This window comes from Mesorhizobium wenxiniae (assembly GCF_002284535.1).
Taxonomy (GTDB): domain Bacteria; phylum Pseudomonadota; class Alphaproteobacteria; order Rhizobiales; family Rhizobiaceae; genus Mesorhizobium; species Mesorhizobium wenxiniae.
The window spans coordinates 143,762-164,511 of sequence record NZ_NPKH01000023.1 but is presented as its reverse complement, the minus strand read 5'-3'; the positions used below and the strand labels follow the sequence as shown (position 1 = coordinate 164,511).

19 protein-coding genes are annotated in these 20,750 nt (G+C 63.2%); 7 read left to right on the top strand and 12 right to left on the bottom strand.

Going from position 1 to position 20,750, the window contains the following annotated elements; all coding sequences use genetic code 11:
• Window positions 1-20 precede the first annotated feature (20 nt).
• The 8 genes from CIT31_RS17280 to CIT31_RS17245 form a co-directional block, all read right to left on the bottom strand.
• Window positions 21-1,511: a replicative DNA helicase gene (locus CIT31_RS17280; protein ID WP_065009846.1), complete on the bottom strand. Its 1,491-nt coding sequence runs from the start codon at window positions 1,509-1,511 to the stop codon at window positions 21-23.
• Between the two features lie 242 nt (window positions 1,512-1,753).
• Complete coding sequence (locus CIT31_RS17275; RefSeq protein ID WP_095519616.1) at window positions 1,754-2,716, bottom strand: small ribosomal subunit Rsm22 family protein; 963 nt, start codon at window positions 2,714-2,716, stop codon at window positions 1,754-1,756.
• 3 nt (window positions 2,717-2,719) lie between these two features.
• Complete coding sequence (locus tag CIT31_RS17270; RefSeq protein WP_095519913.1) at window positions 2,720-3,043, bottom strand: YnfA family protein; 324 nt, start codon at window positions 3,041-3,043, stop codon at window positions 2,720-2,722.
• A gap of 85 nt (window positions 3,044-3,128) precedes the next feature.
• Window positions 3,129-4,418: a cyclopropane fatty acid synthase gene (locus CIT31_RS17265; RefSeq protein ID WP_095519615.1), complete on the bottom strand. Its 1,290-nt coding sequence runs from the start codon at window positions 4,416-4,418 to the stop codon at window positions 3,129-3,131.
• A 278-nt stretch (window positions 4,419-4,696) separates the two neighbouring features.
• Entirely contained in the window at window positions 4,697-5,281 is a 585-nt protein-coding gene (gene rplI / locus CIT31_RS17260) for a 50S ribosomal protein L9 (protein WP_095519614.1), read from the bottom strand.
• Window positions 5,282-5,546: 265 nt separating this feature from the next.
• Complete coding sequence (gene rpsR, locus CIT31_RS17255) at window positions 5,547-5,795, bottom strand: 30S ribosomal protein S18 (RefSeq protein ID WP_006203718.1); 249 nt, start codon at window positions 5,793-5,795, stop codon at window positions 5,547-5,549.
• On the bottom strand, window positions 5,795-6,289 hold the full coding sequence (rpsF, locus tag CIT31_RS17250; protein WP_029354402.1) for a 30S ribosomal protein S6: 495 nt from the start codon (window positions 6,287-6,289) through the stop codon (window positions 5,795-5,797). The genes rpsR and rpsF overlap by 1 nt, the downstream gene beginning before the upstream one ends.
• A 302-nt stretch (window positions 6,290-6,591) precedes the next feature.
• Complete coding sequence (locus CIT31_RS17245; protein WP_095519613.1) at window positions 6,592-8,517, bottom strand: LTA synthase family protein; 1,926 nt, start codon at window positions 8,515-8,517, stop codon at window positions 6,592-6,594.
• Window positions 8,518-8,783: 266 nt separating this feature from the next.
• Here CIT31_RS17245 and fabD point away from each other — a divergent pair, with 266 nt between their 5' ends.
• The 7 genes from fabD (at window position 8,784) to gmk (ending at window position 15,333) form a co-directional block, all read left to right on the top strand.
• Window positions 8,784-9,725: an ACP S-malonyltransferase gene (fabD, locus tag CIT31_RS17240; protein WP_095519612.1), complete on the top strand. Its 942-nt coding sequence runs from the start codon at window positions 8,784-8,786 to the stop codon at window positions 9,723-9,725.
• A 59-nt stretch (window positions 9,726-9,784) separates the two neighbouring features.
• Entirely contained in the window at window positions 9,785-10,522 is a 738-nt protein-coding gene (gene fabG / locus CIT31_RS17235; RefSeq protein WP_095519611.1) for a 3-oxoacyl-[acyl-carrier-protein] reductase, read from the top strand.
• Window positions 10,523-10,711: 189 nt separating this feature from the next.
• Window positions 10,712-10,948 carry an acyl carrier protein gene (locus tag CIT31_RS17230; protein ID WP_006203723.1) on the top strand — a complete coding sequence of 79 codons (237 nt, stop codon included), beginning with the start codon at window positions 10,712-10,714 and terminating at the stop codon, window positions 10,946-10,948.
• Window positions 10,949-10,982: 34 nt separating this feature from the next.
• Window positions 10,983-12,245: a beta-ketoacyl-ACP synthase II gene (gene fabF / locus CIT31_RS17225; RefSeq protein ID WP_095519610.1), complete on the top strand. Its 1,263-nt coding sequence runs from the start codon at window positions 10,983-10,985 to the stop codon at window positions 12,243-12,245.
• A 102-nt stretch (window positions 12,246-12,347) separates the two neighbouring features.
• The gene (mltG, locus tag CIT31_RS17220; protein ID WP_095519609.1) at window positions 12,348-13,586 is read left to right on the top strand and encodes an endolytic transglycosylase MltG; all 1,239 of its coding nucleotides are present in this window, start codon (window positions 12,348-12,350) and stop codon (window positions 13,584-13,586) included.
• Between the two features lie 176 nt (window positions 13,587-13,762).
• Complete coding sequence (locus tag CIT31_RS17215; RefSeq protein ID WP_095519608.1) at window positions 13,763-14,653, top strand: YicC/YloC family endoribonuclease; 891 nt, start codon at window positions 13,763-13,765, stop codon at window positions 14,651-14,653.
• Window positions 14,654-14,658: 5 nt separating this feature from the next.
• Window positions 14,659-15,333, top strand: coding sequence for a guanylate kinase (gene gmk, locus CIT31_RS17210; protein WP_165778483.1), 675 nt, complete (start codon window positions 14,659-14,661; stop codon window positions 15,331-15,333).
• 16 nt (window positions 15,334-15,349) lie between these two features.
• On the opposite strand, the gene rsmA is transcribed toward gmk, so the two are convergent.
• The 4 genes from rsmA to CIT31_RS17190 form a co-directional block, all read right to left on the bottom strand.
• The gene (gene rsmA / locus CIT31_RS17205) at window positions 15,350-16,189 is read right to left on the bottom strand and encodes a 16S rRNA (adenine(1518)-N(6)/adenine(1519)-N(6))-dimethyltransferase RsmA (protein ID WP_095519607.1); all 840 of its coding nucleotides are present in this window, start codon (window positions 16,187-16,189) and stop codon (window positions 15,350-15,352) included.
• 22 nt (window positions 16,190-16,211) lie between these two features.
• On the bottom strand, window positions 16,212-17,246 hold the full coding sequence (pdxA, locus tag CIT31_RS17200; protein ID WP_165778504.1) for a 4-hydroxythreonine-4-phosphate dehydrogenase PdxA: 1,035 nt from the start codon (window positions 17,244-17,246) through the stop codon (window positions 16,212-16,214).
• Entirely contained in the window at window positions 17,243-18,175 is a 933-nt protein-coding gene (locus tag CIT31_RS17195; RefSeq protein WP_065008931.1) for a peptidylprolyl isomerase, read from the bottom strand. The genes pdxA and CIT31_RS17195 overlap by 4 nt, the downstream gene beginning before the upstream one ends.
• Before the next feature lie 237 nt (window positions 18,176-18,412).
• Window positions 18,413-20,701 carry an LPS-assembly protein LptD gene (locus CIT31_RS17190; RefSeq protein ID WP_425350612.1) on the bottom strand — a complete coding sequence of 763 codons (2,289 nt, stop codon included), beginning with the start codon at window positions 20,699-20,701 and terminating at the stop codon, window positions 18,413-18,415.
• Window positions 20,702-20,750 lie beyond the last annotated feature (49 nt).

The following is a 20,750-nucleotide window of genomic DNA, read 5'->3' as shown; positions in this document are numbered from 1 at the left end:
GCGCGGCGGTAAGTCAAAAACTACTCAAACCTCTCCGCAATATGATGCTCCTCGGCGAGGTCGGAGAAGCGGGTGAACTCGCCCTGGAAAGCGAGGCTGACTGATCCGGTCGGCCCATGACGCTGCTTGGCGACGATGACCTCGGCCTTGCCGCGCATCTCGTTCATCTCGTTTTCCCATTTGATGTATTCGTCGGTGCCGGGCTTCGGCTCGCGGTTCTTCAGATAGTATTCCTCGCGGTAGACGAACATCACCACGTCGGCGTCCTGCTCGATCGAACCGGATTCGCGCAGATCCGAAAGCTGAGGGCGCTTGTCGTCACGGCTTTCGACTTGGCGCGACAGCTGCGACAGCGCGATGATCGGCACGGCAAGCTCTTTGGCCAGCGCCTTCAGGCCGGTGGTGATTTCGGTGATCTCCTGCACACGGTTCTGTGAGGACTTGGCGCTCGATCCCTGCATCAGCTGGATATAGTCGATGACGATGACGTCGAGGCCGCGCTGGCGTTTCAGCCGCCGCGCCCGCGCTGATAGCTGGGCGATCGAGATGCCGCCGGTCTGGTCGATGAACAGCGGGATCTTCTGCATGGTCTGCGAGCATGCGACCAGCTTTTCGAAGTCCATCTCGCTGATCTCGCCGCGGCGAATTTTTGACGACGGGATTTCGGTCTGCTCGGAAATGATGCGGGTAGCGAGCTGTTCCGATGACATTTCGAGCGAGAAAAAGCCGACGACGCCGCCATTTGCCGCCTTGAACGAGCCGTCGGCCTGTTGCGCCGGCACATAGGCTTCGGCGATGTTGAAGGCCATGTTGGTGGCAAGCGAGGTCTTGCCCATGCCGGGGCGGCCGGCGATGATGATCAGATCTGAGGGCTGCAGGCCGCCCATGCGGCGGTCGAGATCGCGCAGGCCCGTGGCGACGCCCGACAGGTGCCCGTCGCGCATATAGGCGGCATTGGCCATGTCGACGGCGGTTTTGACCGCATCGGTGAAGCTCTCGAAGCCGCCATCGTAGCGGCCGGTCTCGGCCAGTTCGAACAGGCGCCGTTCGGCATCCTCGATCTGCTCGGACGGCGACATGTCGACCGGCGCATCGTAGGCGATGTTCACCATGTCTTCGCCGACGGTGATCAGTGCGCGTCGCGTGGCGAGATCGTAGATGGCGCGGCCGTAGTCGGCGGCGTTAACTACGGTGACCGCCTCGACGGCCAGCCGCACGACATATTGCGCAACCGTCATGTCGCCCACCTTCTCGTCGGCAGGCAGGAAGGTCTTCAGCGTGATCGGTGTCGCAATCTTGCCCATACGGATGAGTTCGGCGGCGACTTCGAAGATTTTTCTATGCAGCGGCTCGTAAAAATGGCCGGATTTCAGGAAATCCGAGACGCGGTAGAAAGCATCGTTGTTGACGAGGATGGCGCCGAGCAGCGCCTGCTCAGCTTCGATGTTGTTCGGTGCCTCGCGATAGAGCGGTGTTTCCGCCACGCCGAATTTTCGTGCTGCCTCTGCCATGATGTCCCCGATTTCGATCCCGGCTCCTCGATATCAGAATGGGAAAAATCAGTGCTGACTTATCTGCAACAGTACCTGTCCAACCGGCTTTGATGCCCACTGTTCACAGGAACGATAAACCGTCCACAGGACGGAATTCCCGTGCTCCGATTCCGGTTGACTCGGTAAGGTCGTGATTCTGCGCGATAGCTAGAACAAATGAAGAACAAAATCAAGTGTGTGGTGGACGCGGGCCGAAGTCGCTAGACGGAATCACCCCAGTCCAGCCGCCGCCCCGCCTTGAACGGTTCACCGTGGCGCTTGGTGAACAGTTTCTCGTCGGCACTGCCGTCCTTTTGGCAAAGTTTCAGCAGGACCTTGCCGGAGCCCGATTTCGGCGGTGCGATTACACGTGCCTGCGGTGGGGCAACAGCTTGGCGGGAGACGGCGATGTAGATGAATTTCTCGTCCTCCCATGGCACGTCGGCGTCTTTAGCCAGCCGGTGCAGGCGCGAACGCGCGACACGGCGCGAAAAATGGCACCAGTCGGGCGGCACGAGCGGGCAGGGAGCCTCATGCGGGCAAGGCGCAAGCACATGCGCGCCCGCCTCGATCAGCTGCCGGCGCACGGCAAGGATGCGCTGCCATCCGGCCGGCGTGCCCGGCTCGACGACCAGCAGCGTGTTGTCGGTCAGGTGCCAGAGCCGGTCGATGAGTTTTGGCAGCGACGCCGGTCCGATCTCGTCCAGCACATAGGCGCAGGTGACCAGCTCGGCCGGTTTGAGATCGGCGAGATCGAGGGTGACATCGCCGGCCAGCCAGGCCACCCTGGCCGTCATCGCCTCAGTGGCAAGCGCCTCGGCGACCCGGCGCACCGCGGCGCTCGCCTCGATGAGCACCGCCTGCTGGAGGTCGGGCCAGAGATCGAGCGCGGCCCAAAGCACCGTACCAGGGCCGGCGCCGACATCGAGCAGGGTTTTCGGAGCATAATCGGGTCTTGCCTCGCTGAGCGCATCGAGGCTGGCACGGACGGCGGCATAGGTCGCCGGCAGCCGCGTCGCCAGATAGGCCTTGACCGCCATCTGCTCGGCCATGTGCAGACGGCCGTCGCGCAGTTCGGCGCGGTAGCGGTCCGACAGCGTTTTTGCCGCTTGCTTCAGCGTCGGCAGCGGAACTTTTTCGAGGAGGCGCTCGACGGCCTGTCGAAGCGGGATAGGCAGTTCCATAGCTCAGGCACCCCGAGGTGCGAGCAGGATGACCGAGGCGCCGACGATGCAGAGCGCGGAACCGGCAAGATCCCAACGGTCGGGGCGCACGCCTTCCACCAGCCACAGCCATCCGAGCGAGGCAGTGATGTAAATGCCGCCATAGGCAGCATAGGCACGGCCCGCCGCGCTGACGTCTATCAGCGCCAGCAGGAGGCCGAACAATGCGAGCGAGGCCAGGCCTGGCGCCAGCCACAACGGCGACTTTTCCAGCCGCCACCACGCCCAGATCGAAAAGCAGCCGGCGATCTCGGCAAGGGCAGCAACGATGTAGATGAGATAGGTCATAAAAAAAGGTCTCGCGGCGACGACGAGACCTTTTTCAGCGTGCGGGCCGGCAAAGGCAAGCCGCAATGGGGCGATCGCCGGCGGTCTATTCCATATCCGCTACCTTGCGCCGCCGCGCGGGCTTGGCGGTAACGGCTTTTGGGCGATGTCCCATGTCGCGCATCTCCAGCGCCTTCTCGCATTTGGCCATATAGTCGCGAGACATCGGCAGCGTGTCGTTCTTCTTGGCGATCTGGATTTGGAAGATCACCAGATCCTGCCAGCGGAAGGCGGCTTCCGAGGCTGCTAGGTAGAACTCCCACATGCGGCAGAAACGCTCGTCGTAAATCGCCTTGGCCTTGTCGCGGTTGGCGGCGAAGCGCTCGCCCCAGTGCTTCAGCGTGTCGGCATAATGCAGCCGCAAGATTTCGATGTCGGTGACGATGAGGCCCGACTTTTCGATCGCCGGCATCACTTCCGAGAGCGAGGGGATATAGCCGCCCGGGAAGATGTATTTGCGGATGAAGGCGCTGGTTGCCCACGGCACGCCGGAGCGGCCGATCGTGTGCAGCAGCATGACGCCGTCCGGCTTCAAGAGCGTCGCCGATTTGTCGAAGAAGGTCCGGTAGTGATTGACGCCGACATGCTCGAACATGCCGACCGAGACGATGCGGTCGAAGCGCTCGTTGAGCTCGCGGTAGTCCCTCAATTCGAAATGCACGCGGTTTTCCAGGCCTTGCGCATGGGCGCGGTCGGTGGCGACGCCATGCTGCTCGGTCGACAACGTCACACCTTGCACGTCTACGTCGAAGGACTTGGCGAGATAGAGGCCGAGCCCGCCCCAGCCGGAGCCGATGTCGAGCACCGTCTGACCGGCCTTCAGCCTGAGCTTGGCGGCGATGTGGCGCTTCTTGGCGGCCTGCGCCTCATCGAGCGTCATGTCCGGCTGCTCGAAATAGGCGCAGGAATACTGCATGTCCTCGTCGAGGAAGAGCCGGTAGAGCTCGCCCGATAGATCATAGTGGCGCTGCACGTTGCGGCGCGCGCGCGCCGCCGTGTTGATCTGCTGCAGGCGGCGGAAGGCGTGGCGCAGGCCCTCGATTGCCTTCGACCAGGTGGCATCGATGCCGCCGCTACCCATGTTCTGGAAAGCGATACGCATCACCCCCAGCACGCCACCCTCGAGTATGTCGAGTTCGCCGTCCATGTAGGCCTCCGGCACCGCCAGCATCGGATCGAAGGTGATGGCGCGCTCGGCATGCGCGGTCTTGATGTGCATGTGCACCGGATCGCCAGTGCCATCGCCGAAAATCACCGAGAGGCCTTTCGGTCCGGTGACTTTGAGGTTGCCGGTGCGCACCAGGCGGTCGAGAATGCGTTTCAGCAGAATATTCATGACCAATATCCCCTCTCGGCCAGACGCGCTGTCTCGGCGCACGACCCCGAAAATCGGATTCGATTTTCGGAAAGGATCATGCGCCAAACCGAAGTTCTACAGCTTCATTTGCGCGTCCAAAGGACGCGCGGCGCTGTAGTCTGCCTCAACATATAGGGGTTCGAAAAGTTCCTTTTGGCACAAAAATGCCCAGGCGAGAAGCCCGGGCATTGGTCCAGAAATGACTGGAAGCCGACGAAACGTTTTAAAGCGCCGCTCTGACGCCTTGTGACGTGCAATCAGCCGTTATCTTCGCCGCCTTCGAACTCGGCATTGGGATCGAAGAAGTTGTCCGGGCGCGCATTGTCGTTGATGTCGTCGCCATAGATAGCTTCGGCTGTGGTCAGCGTCTCGCCCTTGGCCTGGCGCTCGGCTTCGTCGGCGGTGCGGGCGATGTTGAGCGTAATGGTGAGCTCGACTTCCGGATGCAGCGCGATCGCCACATTGGTAAGGCCGATGGTCTTGATCGGCTGGTTGAGCAGGATCTGGTTGCGGTTGACCGAAAAGCCTTCCGCCGTCAAAAGCTCTGCGATGTCGCGGGTCGACACCGAGCCGTAGAGTTGGCCGGTTTCGCCGGCCGAACGTACGGCGATGAAGCTCTTGCCGTCGAGCTTTTCCGAAATCTGCATGGCCTCGGACTTGCGCTCGAGGTTGCGGGCTTCGAGCTGGGCGCGCTGGCCTTCGAATTTCTTCTTGTTGGCTTCGTTGGCGCGCAGCGCCTTGCCCTGCGGCAGCAGGAAGTTGCGGGCGAATCCATCCTTGACCTTGACGGTATCGCCCATCTGACCGAGGCGGGAAACGCGCTCGAGAAGAATGACGTCCATAGTTTTGTTCCTTCGTTTGGGCGCCAATCACTGGCATCGACGCCGAATTGTCTGGAACAGGTCAGGAAGCTGAGGGCGTTGCCGCCTATGTCGCTGTCCTGCCTGTCGCGGCAGTTAGAGGTCTTCACCTCAACCCGGGATTTTCAATGCATGTGGCCCAAAGTGGCCCCGGTTTTGGGACAACGACATGCATCAATCAAGTTCAACCCTGCGGCGCCCGTCGCCGTTGGGAAGAGCGGGCGGCGAACCGCCCGCTGAAAGAGTGTTAGCGAACCACGTAGGGCAGCAGTCCGAGGAAGCGGGCGCGCTTGATCGCCTTGGCGAGTTCGCGCTGCTTCTTCTGGCTGACGGCGGTGATGCGCGACGGCACGATCTTGCCGCGCTCGGAAATGTAGCGCTGCAGAAGACGTACGTCCTTGTAGTCGATCTTGGGCGCGTTGGCTCCGGAGAACGGGCAGGTCTTGCGGCGGCGATGGAACGGGCGCCGGGTCGGGATCTGGTTGATGTCGACCATTATTCTGCACCCCCTTCAACACCTTCGCGCGGACGGCGCGGACCACGATCTGCACCGGCATCGCCACCGAAGCTGCGCGGCGGGCGATCGCCACGGTCGCCGCGATCGCGGTCGCCGAACGAGCGTGGGCCGCGGTCACGGTCACCGAAGCCGCCGCGTTCCGAGCGCTCTTCGCGCTTCTGCATCATCGCCGACGGGCCTTCCTCATGTGCATCGACCTTGATGGTGAGGAAACGCAGCACATCCTCGGACAGGCCCATCTGGCGCTCCATCTCGTTGAGCGCGGCCGGCGGGCAGGTGATGTCCATCAGCGTATAGTATGCCTTCCGGTTCTTGTTGACCCGGTAGGTGAGGGACTTCAGTCCCCAGTTCTCGACCCGGCCGACGGACCCGCCATTCGCGGAGATGACGCCCTTGTACTGTTCGACAAGCGCATCGACCTGCTGCTGCGAGAGGTCCTGCCGGGCAAGAAACACATGTTCGTAAAGAGCCATATTGTTCTTCGCCTTTCTTCGTTTCTCTCCCGGTTCCCGCGGCAAAAGCCTCTGCAACTTCTCTGACCCGCCGATCCCTAGAAGGGGGCGGGGAAGAAAGGAGCATGACGAGACGGTCGAGAGCGGAGACACGGGAGGCGGAAGCGCTTCTGGCTCCACACGAAGGTTTTCGAAAAACCTCCGGCCCTTCGTTCAGCCCCCAGCAAGGACCGGCAGATTGCGGGCGTCTATACAGGAATTTGACCGCAAGGCAAGGGCGAGCCGAAAACCCGCCGCTCCAAGGACGATACGTCGCGGCATCTTCAGCTTGTATGCGGGACGCGCTTGTTCACCGTTTCCGGGAAGAAATCGGGCGCCGCATGGCGCTTGCCGAACATCATGTCGTATTGCAGCAGACGGAAATCGCGAATGGCCGGATCGATCTTCTTCTGTCGCGCCCAGTCGGGCGTGTCCTCGCCCGTCGGCGTCATCAACAAATTACGATCGACGACGCTGTAGCGCTCGCGCATCTGGCCGAGGAAGCCGGTGTAATAGGGATGGCTGATCCCAGCCGTGGTCAGGATATGGTAGGGCAGGAAAGCCGGACTTACCGCGCCCATGTCCGCGGCCGGCCCGGTGCGGTTCGACCATATGACCAGCGGCGTCTGGTGATGCAGCAGCATCTGGTCAGGCGGCTCTTTGCGCGGCGCGACATTATCTTTGAGGAAGCCGGTCTCGACATAGACCGGGCCGAGCGGGGGCAGATGGTCGCCGAAGAAGGCGATGACTGTCGGCCGTTCGCGGTTCTTCGCCCATTCGACAAGGCGCTCGAGGCTCTTATCGGCGTCGGATGCACCCTCGGTGAAGCTCAGCAATGAATCCTTTGCCCACTGGCTGGTCGGCGCCTGGACCTTGTGGGTGGGATTGTAGTAGCGATTCGGCTCGTAGGGTCCGTGATTCTGCAGGCTGACGGCGAAGAAGAAGAGCGGATCGTCGGTGGCATCGGCCTCGCGGATGATCTCGTCGGTCATCGCCGCGTCCGAGGCCAGCGGACCGCGCTTTTCGAGATATGGCATATTTTCTTCCGACTTGAAGTCGTCGAAGCCGAAATCCGCATAGACCGGCGTGCGGTTCCAGAACCAGCTCGTGCCCGGATGGATGGCGCGCGTCTCATAGCCCTGGCTCTTCAGGAACGTCGCCATCGACGGCACCGGCGCGCGGACATATTGCTGGTAGGGGATGCTGCCGGCCGGCAGGAAGGCGTTGGAAAAGCCGGTCAGCGCCTCGAATTCGACATTGGCGGTCATGCCGCCGAATTCGGGTGAGAACATGTAGCCCGAGCGCAGCGCCCGCACAGTGGGAATCGGATCGGGCGTGATGTTGACGCCGGGCAGTTCGGTCGGATCCCAGAATGATTCGCTCATGACGATGATGATGTCGGGCTTCTCGGCCGGCACCGAGGCCGTCACGTCAGGCCTGTCGATCGCTGCGATCGACTTGTCGGAGTAGCCGGCAGGCGCCGAGACATGCGCCATCGGTACGTTGAGCGCGAAGGCGAGCGCGAAGCCATTGGAGGCGTAGTTTTCCTTCTGGTCCCACATGATCGGGATGATCTGCAGCCGGTCCCGCGTCCACGAGAAGGTCGCGTAATCCATGATCGAGACGAAGAAGGCGAGCAACGGCACGGTCAATGTCAGCCGGGCCAGGCGACCCTTGCGGCTGAGCGCCGGTACCCGGCGGCGCCAGAGCCGCCAGCCATAAACGAGCAGCGACAGGCTGCCAACGATTCCGATCGCCAGAGCGATGGCGGTTCCCGGACGTTCGCGCACCAGCAGCGGCATCAGCGCCACGATCTGGCGTGAATAGAGGAAATCGGTCGGATAGAGCGGATCGCCGAGATAGAGCGATTTCTGATGGCCGACAAAGGCCAGCGCCAGCGTCAGCGGCGCGACGATCATCAGGCTCTGGTGGCTGCGGCCGAGCACGGCGTCGAGGCCGATCAGGATAAGCGCAAAGATGATGATGGTGGTCCAGCCCGGCTTGAAGGGCTGCAGGAAGAAGGCGACGGTGCCGGCAAAGTCGCCGCGCACGATTAGTTCGATCGCAAAAACCAGGATGGTGGCGGCGAGAAGGCTGACGAGGCCATAGCGGATAACAGGCCATTTCCGGCCCGGCAGATAGCCGGTGGCCGGATCGCCTTCCAAAAACTGTGGCGCGGCTTTGCCAACGCCTTTCCTAGTCCTTGCCACCTTACAATTCCCCCGACCATACACAAAGTGTCATTGAGCTGTCATCGATATGTCACGAAAAGCTAACGCCTGTGGCTGAAATAAGAAGAGCCAGCAAACGAATCGTGAGCGATTTTCATCATGAGTGATCGAAAAAAAGCCTTTTGGAACAGGTACTCGGCCAGCGATACCGAGCCGGAGCGACCCGCGTCGGGCTGCCAGCGGACTTGACTTGCCCGCCCGCCTTGCGTCACAGGCAGGAAAAATCAGCCGCTTGGGAGCCACACATGGCCGTCGCATTCACCTTTCCGGGACAGGGCAGCCAGGCTGTCGGCATGGGCAAGGACCTCGCGGACGCCTTTCCGGAATCGCGGAATATCTTCGAAGAGGTCGACGAGGCGCTTGGCGAAAACCTGTCGAAGCTGATCTGGGAAGGGCCGGAAGAGAGGCTGACGCTGACCGCCAATGCCCAGCCGGCGCTGATGGCTGTGTCGCTCGCCGCGATCCGGGCGCTGGAATCGCGCGGCCTCTCGCTGAGGGACAAGGTCGCCTATGTCGCCGGCCACTCGCTCGGCGAATATTCGGCACTTGCCGCCGCCGGTTTCGTTTCGGTGGCCGATGCGGCCCGGCTCTTGCGTATCCGCGGCAATGCCATGCAGGCGGCTGTGCCGGCCGGTGAAGGCGCCATGGCGGCGATCATCGGGCTGGAACGGGCCGATGTCGAAGACGCCTGCGCTGAAGCGGCCAAAGGTTCAGTTTGCCAGATCGCCAACGACAATGGCGGTGGCCAACTGGTGATCTCCGGTGCCAGCGCGGCGGTCGAACTGGCGGCGAGACTGTGCATGGAAAAGGGCGCCAAGCGGGCGCTGATGCTGCAGGTCTCGGCGCCCTTCCATTCGGCGCTGATGGCACCGGCGGCCGAGGTCATGCGCGAGGCATTGGCCGATGTCACGAAGAACGCGCCGTTCGTGCCCGTGGTCTCCAACGTGTCGGTCACTCCGTCCAGCGATCCGGACGCAATCGCCCGCCGCCTGGTCGAACAGGTGACCGGCCGCGTGCGCTGGCGCGAAACGGTGGAATGGTTCGGCGCGAATGGCATTGCGACGCTTTACGAGGTGGGCGCCGGCAAGGTGCTGTCGGGACTGGCGCGGCGCATCAACCGCGATATGGCTACCGGCGCCGTCGGCACGCCGGCGGATGTCGACGCGGCGCTGGCGGCGCTCGCATAACCAACCGAGATTCGACCCCGCCCGTGGAGGGTGTTCTCTCTTAGATCAGGAGACAAGACATGTTCGAATTGACCGGCCGCAAGGCCCTCGTCACAGGCGCATCGGGAGGCATCGGCGAGGCGATCGCCAGGGTGCTGCATGCGCAGGGCGCCGTCGTCGGCCTGCACGGCACCCGCGTCGAAAAGCTGGAGACGCTGGCGACCGAACTCGGCGACCGGGTCAAGCTGTTCCCGGCGAACCTTTCCAATCGCGACGAGGTCAAGGCGCTCGGCCAGAAGGTCGAGGCCGATCTCGAAGGCGTCGACATTCTCGTCAACAATGCCGGCATCACCAAGGACGGTCTGTTCGTACGCATGGCGGACGCCGACTGGGACACGGTGCTCGAGGTCAATCTGACCGCCGTGTTCCGGCTGACCCGCGAACTCACCCATCCGATGATGCGGCGCCGGCATGGCCGCATCATCAACATCACCTCCGTGGTTGGCGTCACCGGCAATCCCGGCCAGACCAATTACTGCGCCTCCAAGGCCGGCATGATCGGCTTTTCCAAGTCGCTGGCGCAGGAGATCGCCACCCGCAAAATCACGGTCAACTGCGTCGCCCCCGGCTTCATCGAATCGGCGATGACCGACAAGCTCAACGACAAGCAGAAAGATGCGATCATGGCGGCGATCCCGACACGGCGCATGGGCACCAGCGCCGAAGTCGCTTCGGCCGTCGCCTATCTCGCTTCCAACGAAGCTGCCTATGTCACCGGCCAGACCATTCACGTGAATGGCGGCATGGCGATGATTTGACAGTTGCGGGAAAACACCCCTTTTCGCCTTGGATCCAGGCCGATATTCGTGTAATGCGGCCCGCAACCCGGCGGTTCGGGCAAAAACCGGTCCGGTGCCGTTGCGTTTCCGACAGGACCATCTTTCAGCTTGATTAGCGGCATTCCGCCCGCTAACGAAGACAGACAAACAAAAGACGAGGATGCCCAAATGAGTGACACCGCAGAGCGCGTCAAGAAGATCGTCATCGAGCACCTTGGCGTCGATGCCGACAAGGTGACGGAGCAGGCGAGCTTCATCGATGATCTGGGCGCGGACAGTCTCGACACGGTCGAACTCGTCATGGCGTTCGAAGAAGAATTCGGCGTCGAGATCCCGGACGATGCGGCCGAAACCATCCTGACTGTTGGCGATGCGGTGAAGTACATCGATAAGGCTTCGGCCTGACGCTATTTGCAGTCACCAGCGAGGAGGACCTGCGATGAGGCGTGTCGTCGTCACGGGCCTTGGGCTGCTTTCGCCGTTCGGCGTGGGTTTCGAGCATGGCTGGAAGGAGCTCCTGACCGGCCGCAGCGCAGCCAAGCGCATCACCGAGTTCGAGGTGGAGGATCTTGCCTGCAAGGTCGCCCACGTCGTTCCCCGCGGCAATGGTGAGAACGCCACCTTCAATCCCGAGGCCGTTCTCGAGCCGAAGGAACTGCGCAAGATCGGTGACTTCATCCTCTACGGGATCGCGGCCGCCGACGAGGCGCTGAAGGATTCGGGGTGGGCGCCGAAGTCCCATGAGGAGCAGTGCGCCACCGGCGTGCTGATCGGCTCCGGCATCGGCGGCATCGAAGGCATCGCCGAGAACGCGATGATCCTGAAGGAGCGCGGTCCGCGCCGCATCAGCCCGTTCTTTATCCCCGGCCAGATCATTAATCTCGTCTCCGGTCAGGTTTCGATCCGGCATGGGCTGAAAGGCCCCAACCACGCCGTCGTCACCGCTTGCTCCACCGGCGCGCATGCCATCGGCGATGCAGCTCGGCTGATCATGTGGGGCGATGCCGACGTGATGGTCGCAGGCGGCGCGGAAGCGCCGGTGACCCGGCTGTCGATCGCCGGTTTCGCCGCTTGCCGGGCGCTGTCGACCGACCGCAACGAAGCTCCGGAAACGGCCTCGCGTCCCTATGACCGTGACCGCGACGGCTTCGTCATGGGCGAGGGCGCCGGCGTCGTCATTCTGGAGGAGCTGGAACACGCCAAGGCGCGCGGCGCCAAGATCTATGCCGAGGTCACCGGTTACGGCTTGACCGGCGATGCCTATCACATCACCGCGCCGGCCGAAGATGGCGACGGCGCCTTCCGCTGCATGGTTGCGGCGCTGAACCGGGCCAAGCTGACGCCCGCAGACGTCGACTACATCAATGCGCACGGCACCTCGACCATGGCCGACACGATCGAGCTCGGCGCGGTCGAGCGGCTGGTCGGCAACGCTGCGTCGAAAATATCGATGTCGTCGACCAAGTCGTCGATAGGCCATCTTCTGGGTGCAGCGGGCGCCGCCGAGGCGATCTTTTCGATCCTCGCCATTCGCGACAACATCGCGCCGGCCACCATCAATCTCGACAACCCGGAGCGAGAGACGGCGATCGACCTGGTGCCGCACAAGCCGCGCTCCCGCCAGATCGACGTGGCGCTGTCCAATTCCTTCGGCTTCGGCGGCACCAACGCCTCGCTGGTCTTCCAGCGCTACAATGGCTGACCGGTCCGCTGGCCGGCACGGCGTATGCGTGCCGTCAATTTTGCCATATTCGCCCCTACTCTGCCCAAGGGGATTCGTTGCAAGACCAAACGGTAGGGCGGCATGAACACGAATGCGGCGGACAACGGGGAATTCGGGCAACGGTCCACACCGTCGAGTCCGATTGTGCCGAAGACGGCCAGCGAGGCATTGCGGCCCGAAGCCGGCACGCCACCGCCCAAGCGCTCGCGCGCCTCGCGCAGCCAGTTCGTTGTGTTCATGAACTTCGTCATCTCCTTGGTGATGCTGTTGATTCTGGCGGCCGGTTTTGCATTGTATTTCGGCAAGCAGGAATTCAACGAGCCCGGCCCGTCTGCCCATGCCGACACCTTTCTGGTCAAGCCGAACACCGGCGTCCAGGAAATTGCAGAGCAGCTCGAGCGGCGCGGACTGATTAGCGACGCGCGCATCTTCCGCCTTGGCGTGCGTGCCTTTGGCAATGATTCTGCCCTGAAGGCCGGCGAATACGAGATCAAGCCGCAGGCCTCCATGCGCGACATCATGGAGTTGCTGAAGAGCGGCAAGTCGGTGATGTATTCGCTGACCGTCCCCGAGGGACTGACGGTCGAGCAGGCGCTGCAGCGCATCGCCGAGCAGGCAGCGCTCGACGGCGATATGCCGGCGACCATTCCACCCGAGGGCAGCCTTGCTACCGACACGCTGCGTTTCACCCGCGGCGCGACACGCCAGCAGATGGTCGACAAGCTTTTGGCGGATCAGAAGAAGCTGGTCGAGGAAGTCTGGCAGCGGCGCGCCCCCGATCTGCCTCTGGCCAGTGTGGATGACTTCGTCACCCTGGCTTCGATCGTCGAGAAGGAGACGGGCAAGGGCGACGAACGCTCACGGGTCGCCGCCGTCTTCCTCAACCGGTTGGCCAAGGGCATGCGGCTGCAGTCCGATCCGACCATTATCTACGGCCTTTTCGGCGGCAAGGGCAAACCCGCCGACCGCCCAATCTATCAGTCGGACATCAAGAAGCCGACGCCCTACAACACTTATCTGATCAACGGCTTGCCGCCGACGCCGATCGCCAATCCCGGCCGTGCGGCACTGGAAGCCGTCGCCAATCCGTCGAAGACCGACGACCTGTATTTCGTTGCCGACGGCACCGGCGGTCATGTCTTTGCCGCGACGCTCGCCGAGCACAACGAGAACGTCGCCCGCTACCGGGCGCTGCAGAAGAAGTTGGCCGATGACGCTGCCAAGGCCGGAACTGCCGAGGCCGACGCCGCCAAGGTGGAAGGTCAGACCGATGCGCCGGTGGACGGTGGCGGCGATGGCGACGCGGGAGCGGCGCAGTAGCGCCGGACGGTTCTGGGATCGTCCCTCCGATTCGTTTGACGGCAGGGACGTGCTGATTTTGTGATCATGAGCGCCTTGCGCCCGATTCGGCGCGAAGGCGCTCCGGTATTTTGAAGCCGCGCATGTCTGGCCGGAACCGCTTCCGGGATCATGCGCCAGGGGGAAGCAAGGGCATCATGAATTTGCAGAGCATGACCGGTTTTGCACGGGCCGTCGCCGAACATGACGGCACGTCGATCGCCTGGGAGGTCAAGTCGGTCAACGGCAAGAGCGTCGAGGTCAGGCTGCGGCTGCAGCAGGGCCTCGAGCGGCTCGAGCCGGCCGCCAGGCAGACGGTGCAAAAGCGCTTTGCGCGCGGCAATTTCCAGGCAACGCTGACAGTCAGCCGTGCCGCCGGCCAGCAGGCGCAGCCCGTGGTCAACGAGGCCTTCCTGAGGGATCTGGCGGGGCTGGCGAAGCGGCTGCAGGAGCAGTTCGGCGTAGCGCCTGCGACAGCCGACGGGCTGCTTTCGCTACGCGGCGTGCTCGACATCCCCGAAACCACCGAAACCGAAGAGGCGCGGGCGGCGCTCGACAGCGCGATTCTCTCGGCGCTCGAAGTGGCGCTGGGCGGGCTGGAGCAGGCACGCCAGGGCGAGGGCGCCGCCCTACGCTCGCTGCTGTCCGGCCATATCGACGCTATCGAGGCGCTGACGGTGCGCGCCGAGGCCGATCCGTCGCGCGAGCCGACGGTGATTCGGGAACGGATTGCCGAGCAGGTTCGGCTGCTGATGGATGCCTCCGCCAATCTCGACGCCAGCCGGTTGCATATGGAGGCGGCGTTCCTAGCCACCAAGGCCGACATCCGCGAGGAGATCGACCGGCTGAAGACGCATGTGGCGTCCGGTCGGGTGCTGCTGGCAGGCGGCGGCGCCATCGGCCGCAAGCTCGATTTTCTGGCGCAGGAATTCAACCGCGAATCGAATACGCTGTGTTCGAAGTCGAACGCCGCTGCGGTCACTGCCATAGGGCTGGAGCTGAAGGCGGTCGTCGACCAGTTTCGCGAACAGGTCCAGAATCTGGAGTAACCCTGATGGTCGCCAAGGAGCCTATGGTTGCCAGGGATTTGGGTTCCCGCATTCGCCGCCGGGGTCTTATGCTCGTGCTGTCGTCGCCGTCCGGGGCCGGCAAGTCGACGATCGCGCGCAATCTTCTGGAAAGCGATTCCAGTCTCGAACTGTCGGTCTCCGTCACCACGCGGCCGCGCCGCGGCAGCGAGATCGAAGGCGTCCACTATCATTTCCGGACCATGCGCGAGTTCGAGCGGCTGCGCGATTCAGACGCACTGCTCGAATGGGCCGAAGTGCATGGCAATTGCTATGCGACGCCGCGTGAACCGGCCGAACTGGCGCTGGCACAGGGCCGCGACATGCTGTTCGACATCGACTGGCAGGGCGCCCAGCAGCTCAAGGAGAAGATGCGCGCCGACATCGTCTCGATCTTCATCCTGCCGCCCTCGATGAAAGAATTGAAGGCGCGGCTGAAGCGCCGCGCCGAGGACCAGGAATCGGTGATCGAGACGCGTCTGAAAAACGCCCGCAACGAGATCGAGCACTGGAAGGAATATGATTTCGTCATCATCAACGACGATCTCGACCGCGCCTTCGCCGAAGTGCGCGGCATCGTCATCGCCGAACGGCTCAGACGCGACCGCCGGCCCGGTCTATTCGATTTCGTCTCGGGGCTGCTCGACGAGAAGACGGATTAGGGGCGCGCCCGCGCAGTTACACTGCGTTGGCCAGTCGTACGAACTCCTCGACGTCAAGCGTTTCGGCGCGCCGGGTCGGATCGATGCCGGCGCGAGTGAGCAGAACTTCGCCGCCGAGGCTCTTGACGCTCTGCCGCAGCATTTTGCGGCGCTGGCCGAAGGCCGCTTCGGTGACGCGGCCGAGCTTCTTGACCTCGGTGGGCAGGGGACTTGCCCGCGGCACCAGATGCACCACCGACGACACCACCTTGGGCGGCGGCGTGAACGCTTGCGGCGGCACGTCGAAAGCGATTTTTGCCTCCGTCCGCCAGCCTGCCAGCACGCCCAGCCGGCCATAGGCGTCGCTGCCGGGGCGGGCGACGATGCGCTCAGCCACCTCGCGCTGGAACATCAGCGTCATCGATGCGTAGAAGGGCGGCCACTCGGCGACGGTCAGCCAGCGTATCAAGAGTTCGGTGCCGATATTGTAGGGCAGGTTGGCGACGATCGTCACAGATCCGTTGCCCCCATGTGGCCCTTTGGCAAGCGCCGCAAAATCCGTCTTCAGCGCATCGCCGGCAATGACCTCGAGCCGGCCCGGATAGTGGTCCGACACCTCCGCAAGCGCTGCCAGGCAACGCTCGTCGCGCTCGATGGCGATGACCCGAGCAGCGCCGTGGGACAGCAGCGCCCGGGTCAGCCCACCGGGACCCGGACCGACCTCGATCACCGTGGCGCCCGTCAGGTCGCCGGCGGCGCGCGCGATCTTGCCGGTCAGATTGAGGTCGAGCAGAAAATTCTGACCGAGCGCCTTTTTCGCCTGCAACCCATGGCGCTCGATCACCGCGCGCAACGTCGGCAGCCCGTCGATGCTCATGCGGCCGCTCTCATGCAAAGCCTCATGCGGCGGCAGCCTTCGTCCCGATGTCGGCAAGCCTGCGGGCGAGCCTGAGCGCCGCGATCAGACTGTCGGCACGGGCTATGCCCTTGCCGGCGATATCGAAGGCGGTGCCGTGATCCGGTGAGGTGCGGATGAAGGGTAGGCCGAGCGTAACGTTGACCGCCTCGTCGAACGCCAGCGCCTTGGCCGGGATCAGCGCCTGGTCATGATACATGCACAGCGCCACATCGTAGCCGGCTCGGGCGCGGGCATGGAACAGCGTGTCGGCCGGCAGCGGCCCGAAAGCGTCGATGCCCTCCGCCCTCAGCCTGTCGATCGCCGGGCGGATGATGCGCTCGTCCTCGGCGCCCATCGCGCCGCCTTCGCCGGCATGCGGATTGAGGCCGGCAACGGCAAGCCGCGGCTTGGCAATGCCGAAGCGATGTTCGAGGTCGGCGGCGGTGATGCGGGCGGCCGCGACGACCAACTCCGTGGTCAGCGCTTTCGGCACCTCGCGCAGCGCAATGTGGATGGTGACCGGAACCGTGCGCAACTCGGGGCCGGCAAGCATCATCACCGGCATCGCTTCTGCGCCGGTGTGGAGTGTCGCCAGATGCGCTAGATATTCGGTATGGCCGGGGAAACGGAAGCCGGCATCGTAGAGCGGCTTCTTGGCGATCGGGCAGGTGACGACTGCCGCCGCGCGGCCGCCAAGGCAGTCGTCAACAGCGCGGTCAATGGCCTCGATGATGCCGGCGGCGTTGGCTGGGTCCGGCCGGCCAGTGCTGTCGACGAAGCGGGCGACTAGGGGCACGACGGGCAGGGCGCGTGCAAAGACGCGCGCCGCTTTGGCTGGTATCGTCTCCGTGATTGGCACATCGGCGCCGACCAAGCGCGCCCGTGCGGCAATCAACGCCGGATCCGCGATAAGATAGAAGGGCGGCACACCGGCGCTGTCGCGCGCTCGCCAGGCGGCAATGGCGATTTCCGGCCCGACGCCGGATGGATCGCCGACGCTCAGCGCCAGCGGAAGCTCTGCCTCTGGCGACTTCAGCGCTCGACGATGCGGGCTTTCTTCCGCAACTCCTCGACATACTTGTTGGAGAGCTCGTCGGCGTCCTTGCCGCTCGAGCCTTCGCTCTGGAACACCATCTGGGCGGCCTTGTCGTCGGACACTTCGCGCGACGAGCAGATGCCGATGAACTCGACGCCGCGGTCTGTCTCGCGCGTGGGGGTGGCGCCGCCGACCTTGGTGGCCTTGATCTGGTCGGCCCAGTCCGGCGGCAATTGCGGCGCCAGTATCCGGCCGAGATCGCGAACGGTGACGTCGATCAGGCCCTTGGCAAATTCGCGCGAGGTGTTGCAGCTGTTGAAGCGGGCGCGCATGGCATCGGCTTCGCGCTTGCGCTTGGACAGCGTAGCGCTGCGCTCGGCCGCCGGCACGACGAAAATGACCTGTTGCAGCATGTACTCCATGGCGGTCGGCTTGGTGCCGCCATTGTCGAGCATGCGCCTGACCACGTCCTGCTCGCTCAACGCGCCGCCGCTCTTGGAGCGATGGCGCGCGGTCAGCGCCTGGTTCCAGGCCATCTGGGAGCGGATGAACTCCTTGAAATGTTCCTTGCCGACGCCGGACTGCGCCATGACGCCATCGAGTTGTTTGAGCTGCATCTTGTTGGTCGTGGCAAAGCGCTGATAGGCAGCGTCGACCTGGGCGTCGCTGATGCGGATGCCGAGACGCCTGGCTTCGGCGACGCGCAGCGTCTGCTCGATCATTTCCTCGGCAGCGTCGCCTTTCTTGCGCTGCAGGCGCAGGAAGGCAGCCCGATGCTGGATGTCGCCGGTCGTGATCGGTACGTTGTTGACGACGTATTTGATCTGGCTGGCGAAGGCCGGCGGCGTAATCACTGTGATCGAGGCCGAGGTTGCCGCCACCAGCAGCGCGAACCCTGCCGAAAAGAGGTATTTCCTCATCGAAAGCATCCCAATTTTAGTCTCGGTTCCGGCCCAATTCTATCCCATTTTGAGGGAGCTGGAATCCGTGCCTGCCCTATGCGGCGAAACGATGTCGTTAGACGCGATGTGGGTTCACTTGGACACACAAGATACCGTCTAACACTTTGAATCTACGCATCGTGCTTTCCGAAAATCAATTCCGATTTTCGGGCCGATGCGTTCGCCGGCCGCCGTTCCGCCCGTCTGTTGTTGGCCGGTCGCCTGCTACTGGACAGCGTTGAAGGAGCTTTGTGTCGAGCCGAAATCGCCGAGCGTGCGGAACGACAGGTTGAAACCGATGTTCTGCGACACTTCCTTGGTGCTCAGGTCGCGGGATTCCGAGAATGTCATCAAGTAGGTGAAACACGAATCGCTATAGGCAAAGCCGACCCCGTCCTTGACCAGGACACTTTGCTCCAGATCGTAGGTGCCGGTACCGAAGACACGCCAGTTCTCTGCAAGTTGCGTCGAGGCGCCAAGCGTGACCTCGTGACGATCGGTCGTGAAGCCATAGAGCGGCTGCGCCTGGATGAAGGCGTATTTGGCGCTGAACGAAATCGGCAGGCCGGAATAGGCTGCCTTGACCTCGGCGCGGCGAACCTCGAAGCTCTGCTCGTCGAAACGGCCGCTGATCGAGCCGGAAAGCCCGCTGGGGCTGTTGAAGCCGACGAGACCGACATAATCGGAGGTCGCGGTCTCAAGGCCCGAATCGGCGCCGACGTTGACCAGGTCCGGCGCGGCGAAGGAGTTCTGGCCGTCAAGCTGGTAGGATTGGCCGAACAGCGCGTTGGTGCTCCAGCCATTGTCATAGGCGCCGGAATAGCGCAGCCCGACATTGGCGCGCGTGCCGCCTTCCAAGCGGTCGTAACCGGAGAACTTGTCGCGCTCGAACAATGTTGTGGCGTCAAAGACGAAGCTCTGCGCGTCCTCGTTGGGAACAGCGAGGCCGCCGACATATTGCTCGTTCGGACGCACGAACACCTGCGCCATCGGCTCGAAGATGTGGCTGGAACTGGTCGACGAGAACAGCACCGGCCAACGCATTTCCAGCCCGGCGGTCGCCATGAAGCGGGCGAGCGACGATCGCATATCGTCGTCGACGCCGAGATTAGACGCCATCTGATTGATGGCATTGAGCGATCCCGAAGAGGCATTGACATAGCCGGCCTCGCCGCGCAGCGCCAGCAGCGGCGTCAGCAGCAGCCCGCCATCGGTGGTGAAGGTGCGTTTCCATTCCGCTTCGGCGGTGAGACGGCCCGACTGGCCCTCGATGCCGCGTACACTGGTCACGGACGCAGCGTTGTTCGGATCGGCAAGGACCCTGTCCAGCCTGTCGCGGCTGATGGCCTGCGCGTTGACATTGAACGATAACTGCCCGCCGCCCACCGCCATGTCTGGGATGTACGCGTAGTCGAGCGAGGGCAGCACCCAGGGCTGCTTGCCGCCGCGCGCGGTCGGATCGTCAGAGAGCGTCTCTTCCTGGACCTCGAAGCGCATGGCGCGCACATCGAAATAGTTGCGGCCGTTGAGGCCGGTCAGGTAGATCGAGGAGCGATGCACGCTGTCGTTGAAGTCTTCGATGGCGTAGGTGCGCGAGAAGTTCTTGTCGGTCTGCAGCAGGACATCCCAGCCGAAGTCCCAGCGCGGATTGATGGCGAACTGGCCCTTGGTGCCCATCATGCCGCGGAATTTGTTCGGGTCGCCGGCCGCTCCCGAATCGACATTGTGCCCGTCGCTGTCGATGAACTCGTCGGGATCCACTTGCCGGATGCCGGCGATCTTCAGGCTGTACTGGCCGTTGTTGAAGCGCTGACGCCACTCGGCTTCGCCGAGAAAGCCCTGCTTGGTGTAGCCGCTGCCGGTGACGGTGAGATCGTAGGTTGGTGAGAGAGCGAAATAATAGGGGACTTTGACGCCGACGCCGAGATCGCTCTTGTAGGAGATGCCAGGGATCAGGAAGCCGCTCTTGCGCTTGACGGTCGGGTCGGCAATCTCGAAAGCCGGCAGATAGGCGAGCGGAAAGCCGAAGAACTCGAAATTCGAATTCTCGAAGCGAACCGTCTTCTTCTCGCCGTTCCAGATGATTTTTCTGGCCTTGATGCGCCAGGTCGGCGCTTTGTCGGGTTTGTCCTCGCACGGCTCACAGGCCGTGTAGACGCCGTTGTGGAACGTCGTCAGCACGCCGCCCATGCGTTCCGCGCTTTCGGCGGCGAAATAGGCCTTGTCGACGGTTTCGACACGCAGCGCGTTGACGAAGCCGTCGGCGAAATCGTCGGTGATGTCGACGTGCTGCGAATAGATCTTGGTGCCGTCGCTGTTGACGACCTCGACATTGCCGCTGGCGACGAGCCGCTTGGTGTTGCGATTGTATTCGACCCGCTGGGCGACGAGGCGGTTGCCGCCATAGTCGATCTGCACGCCGCCGACGGCCGTCACTGTCTGGTTGTCGTTGTCATAGACCAGCGTATCTGCCGCCAGCAGCATTTGCGAGCCGGCGGGCACGTCGGCTGCCATGTCGCTGATATCCTGGGCAAAAGCCGGGATGCTCGGGACGACACAAGCG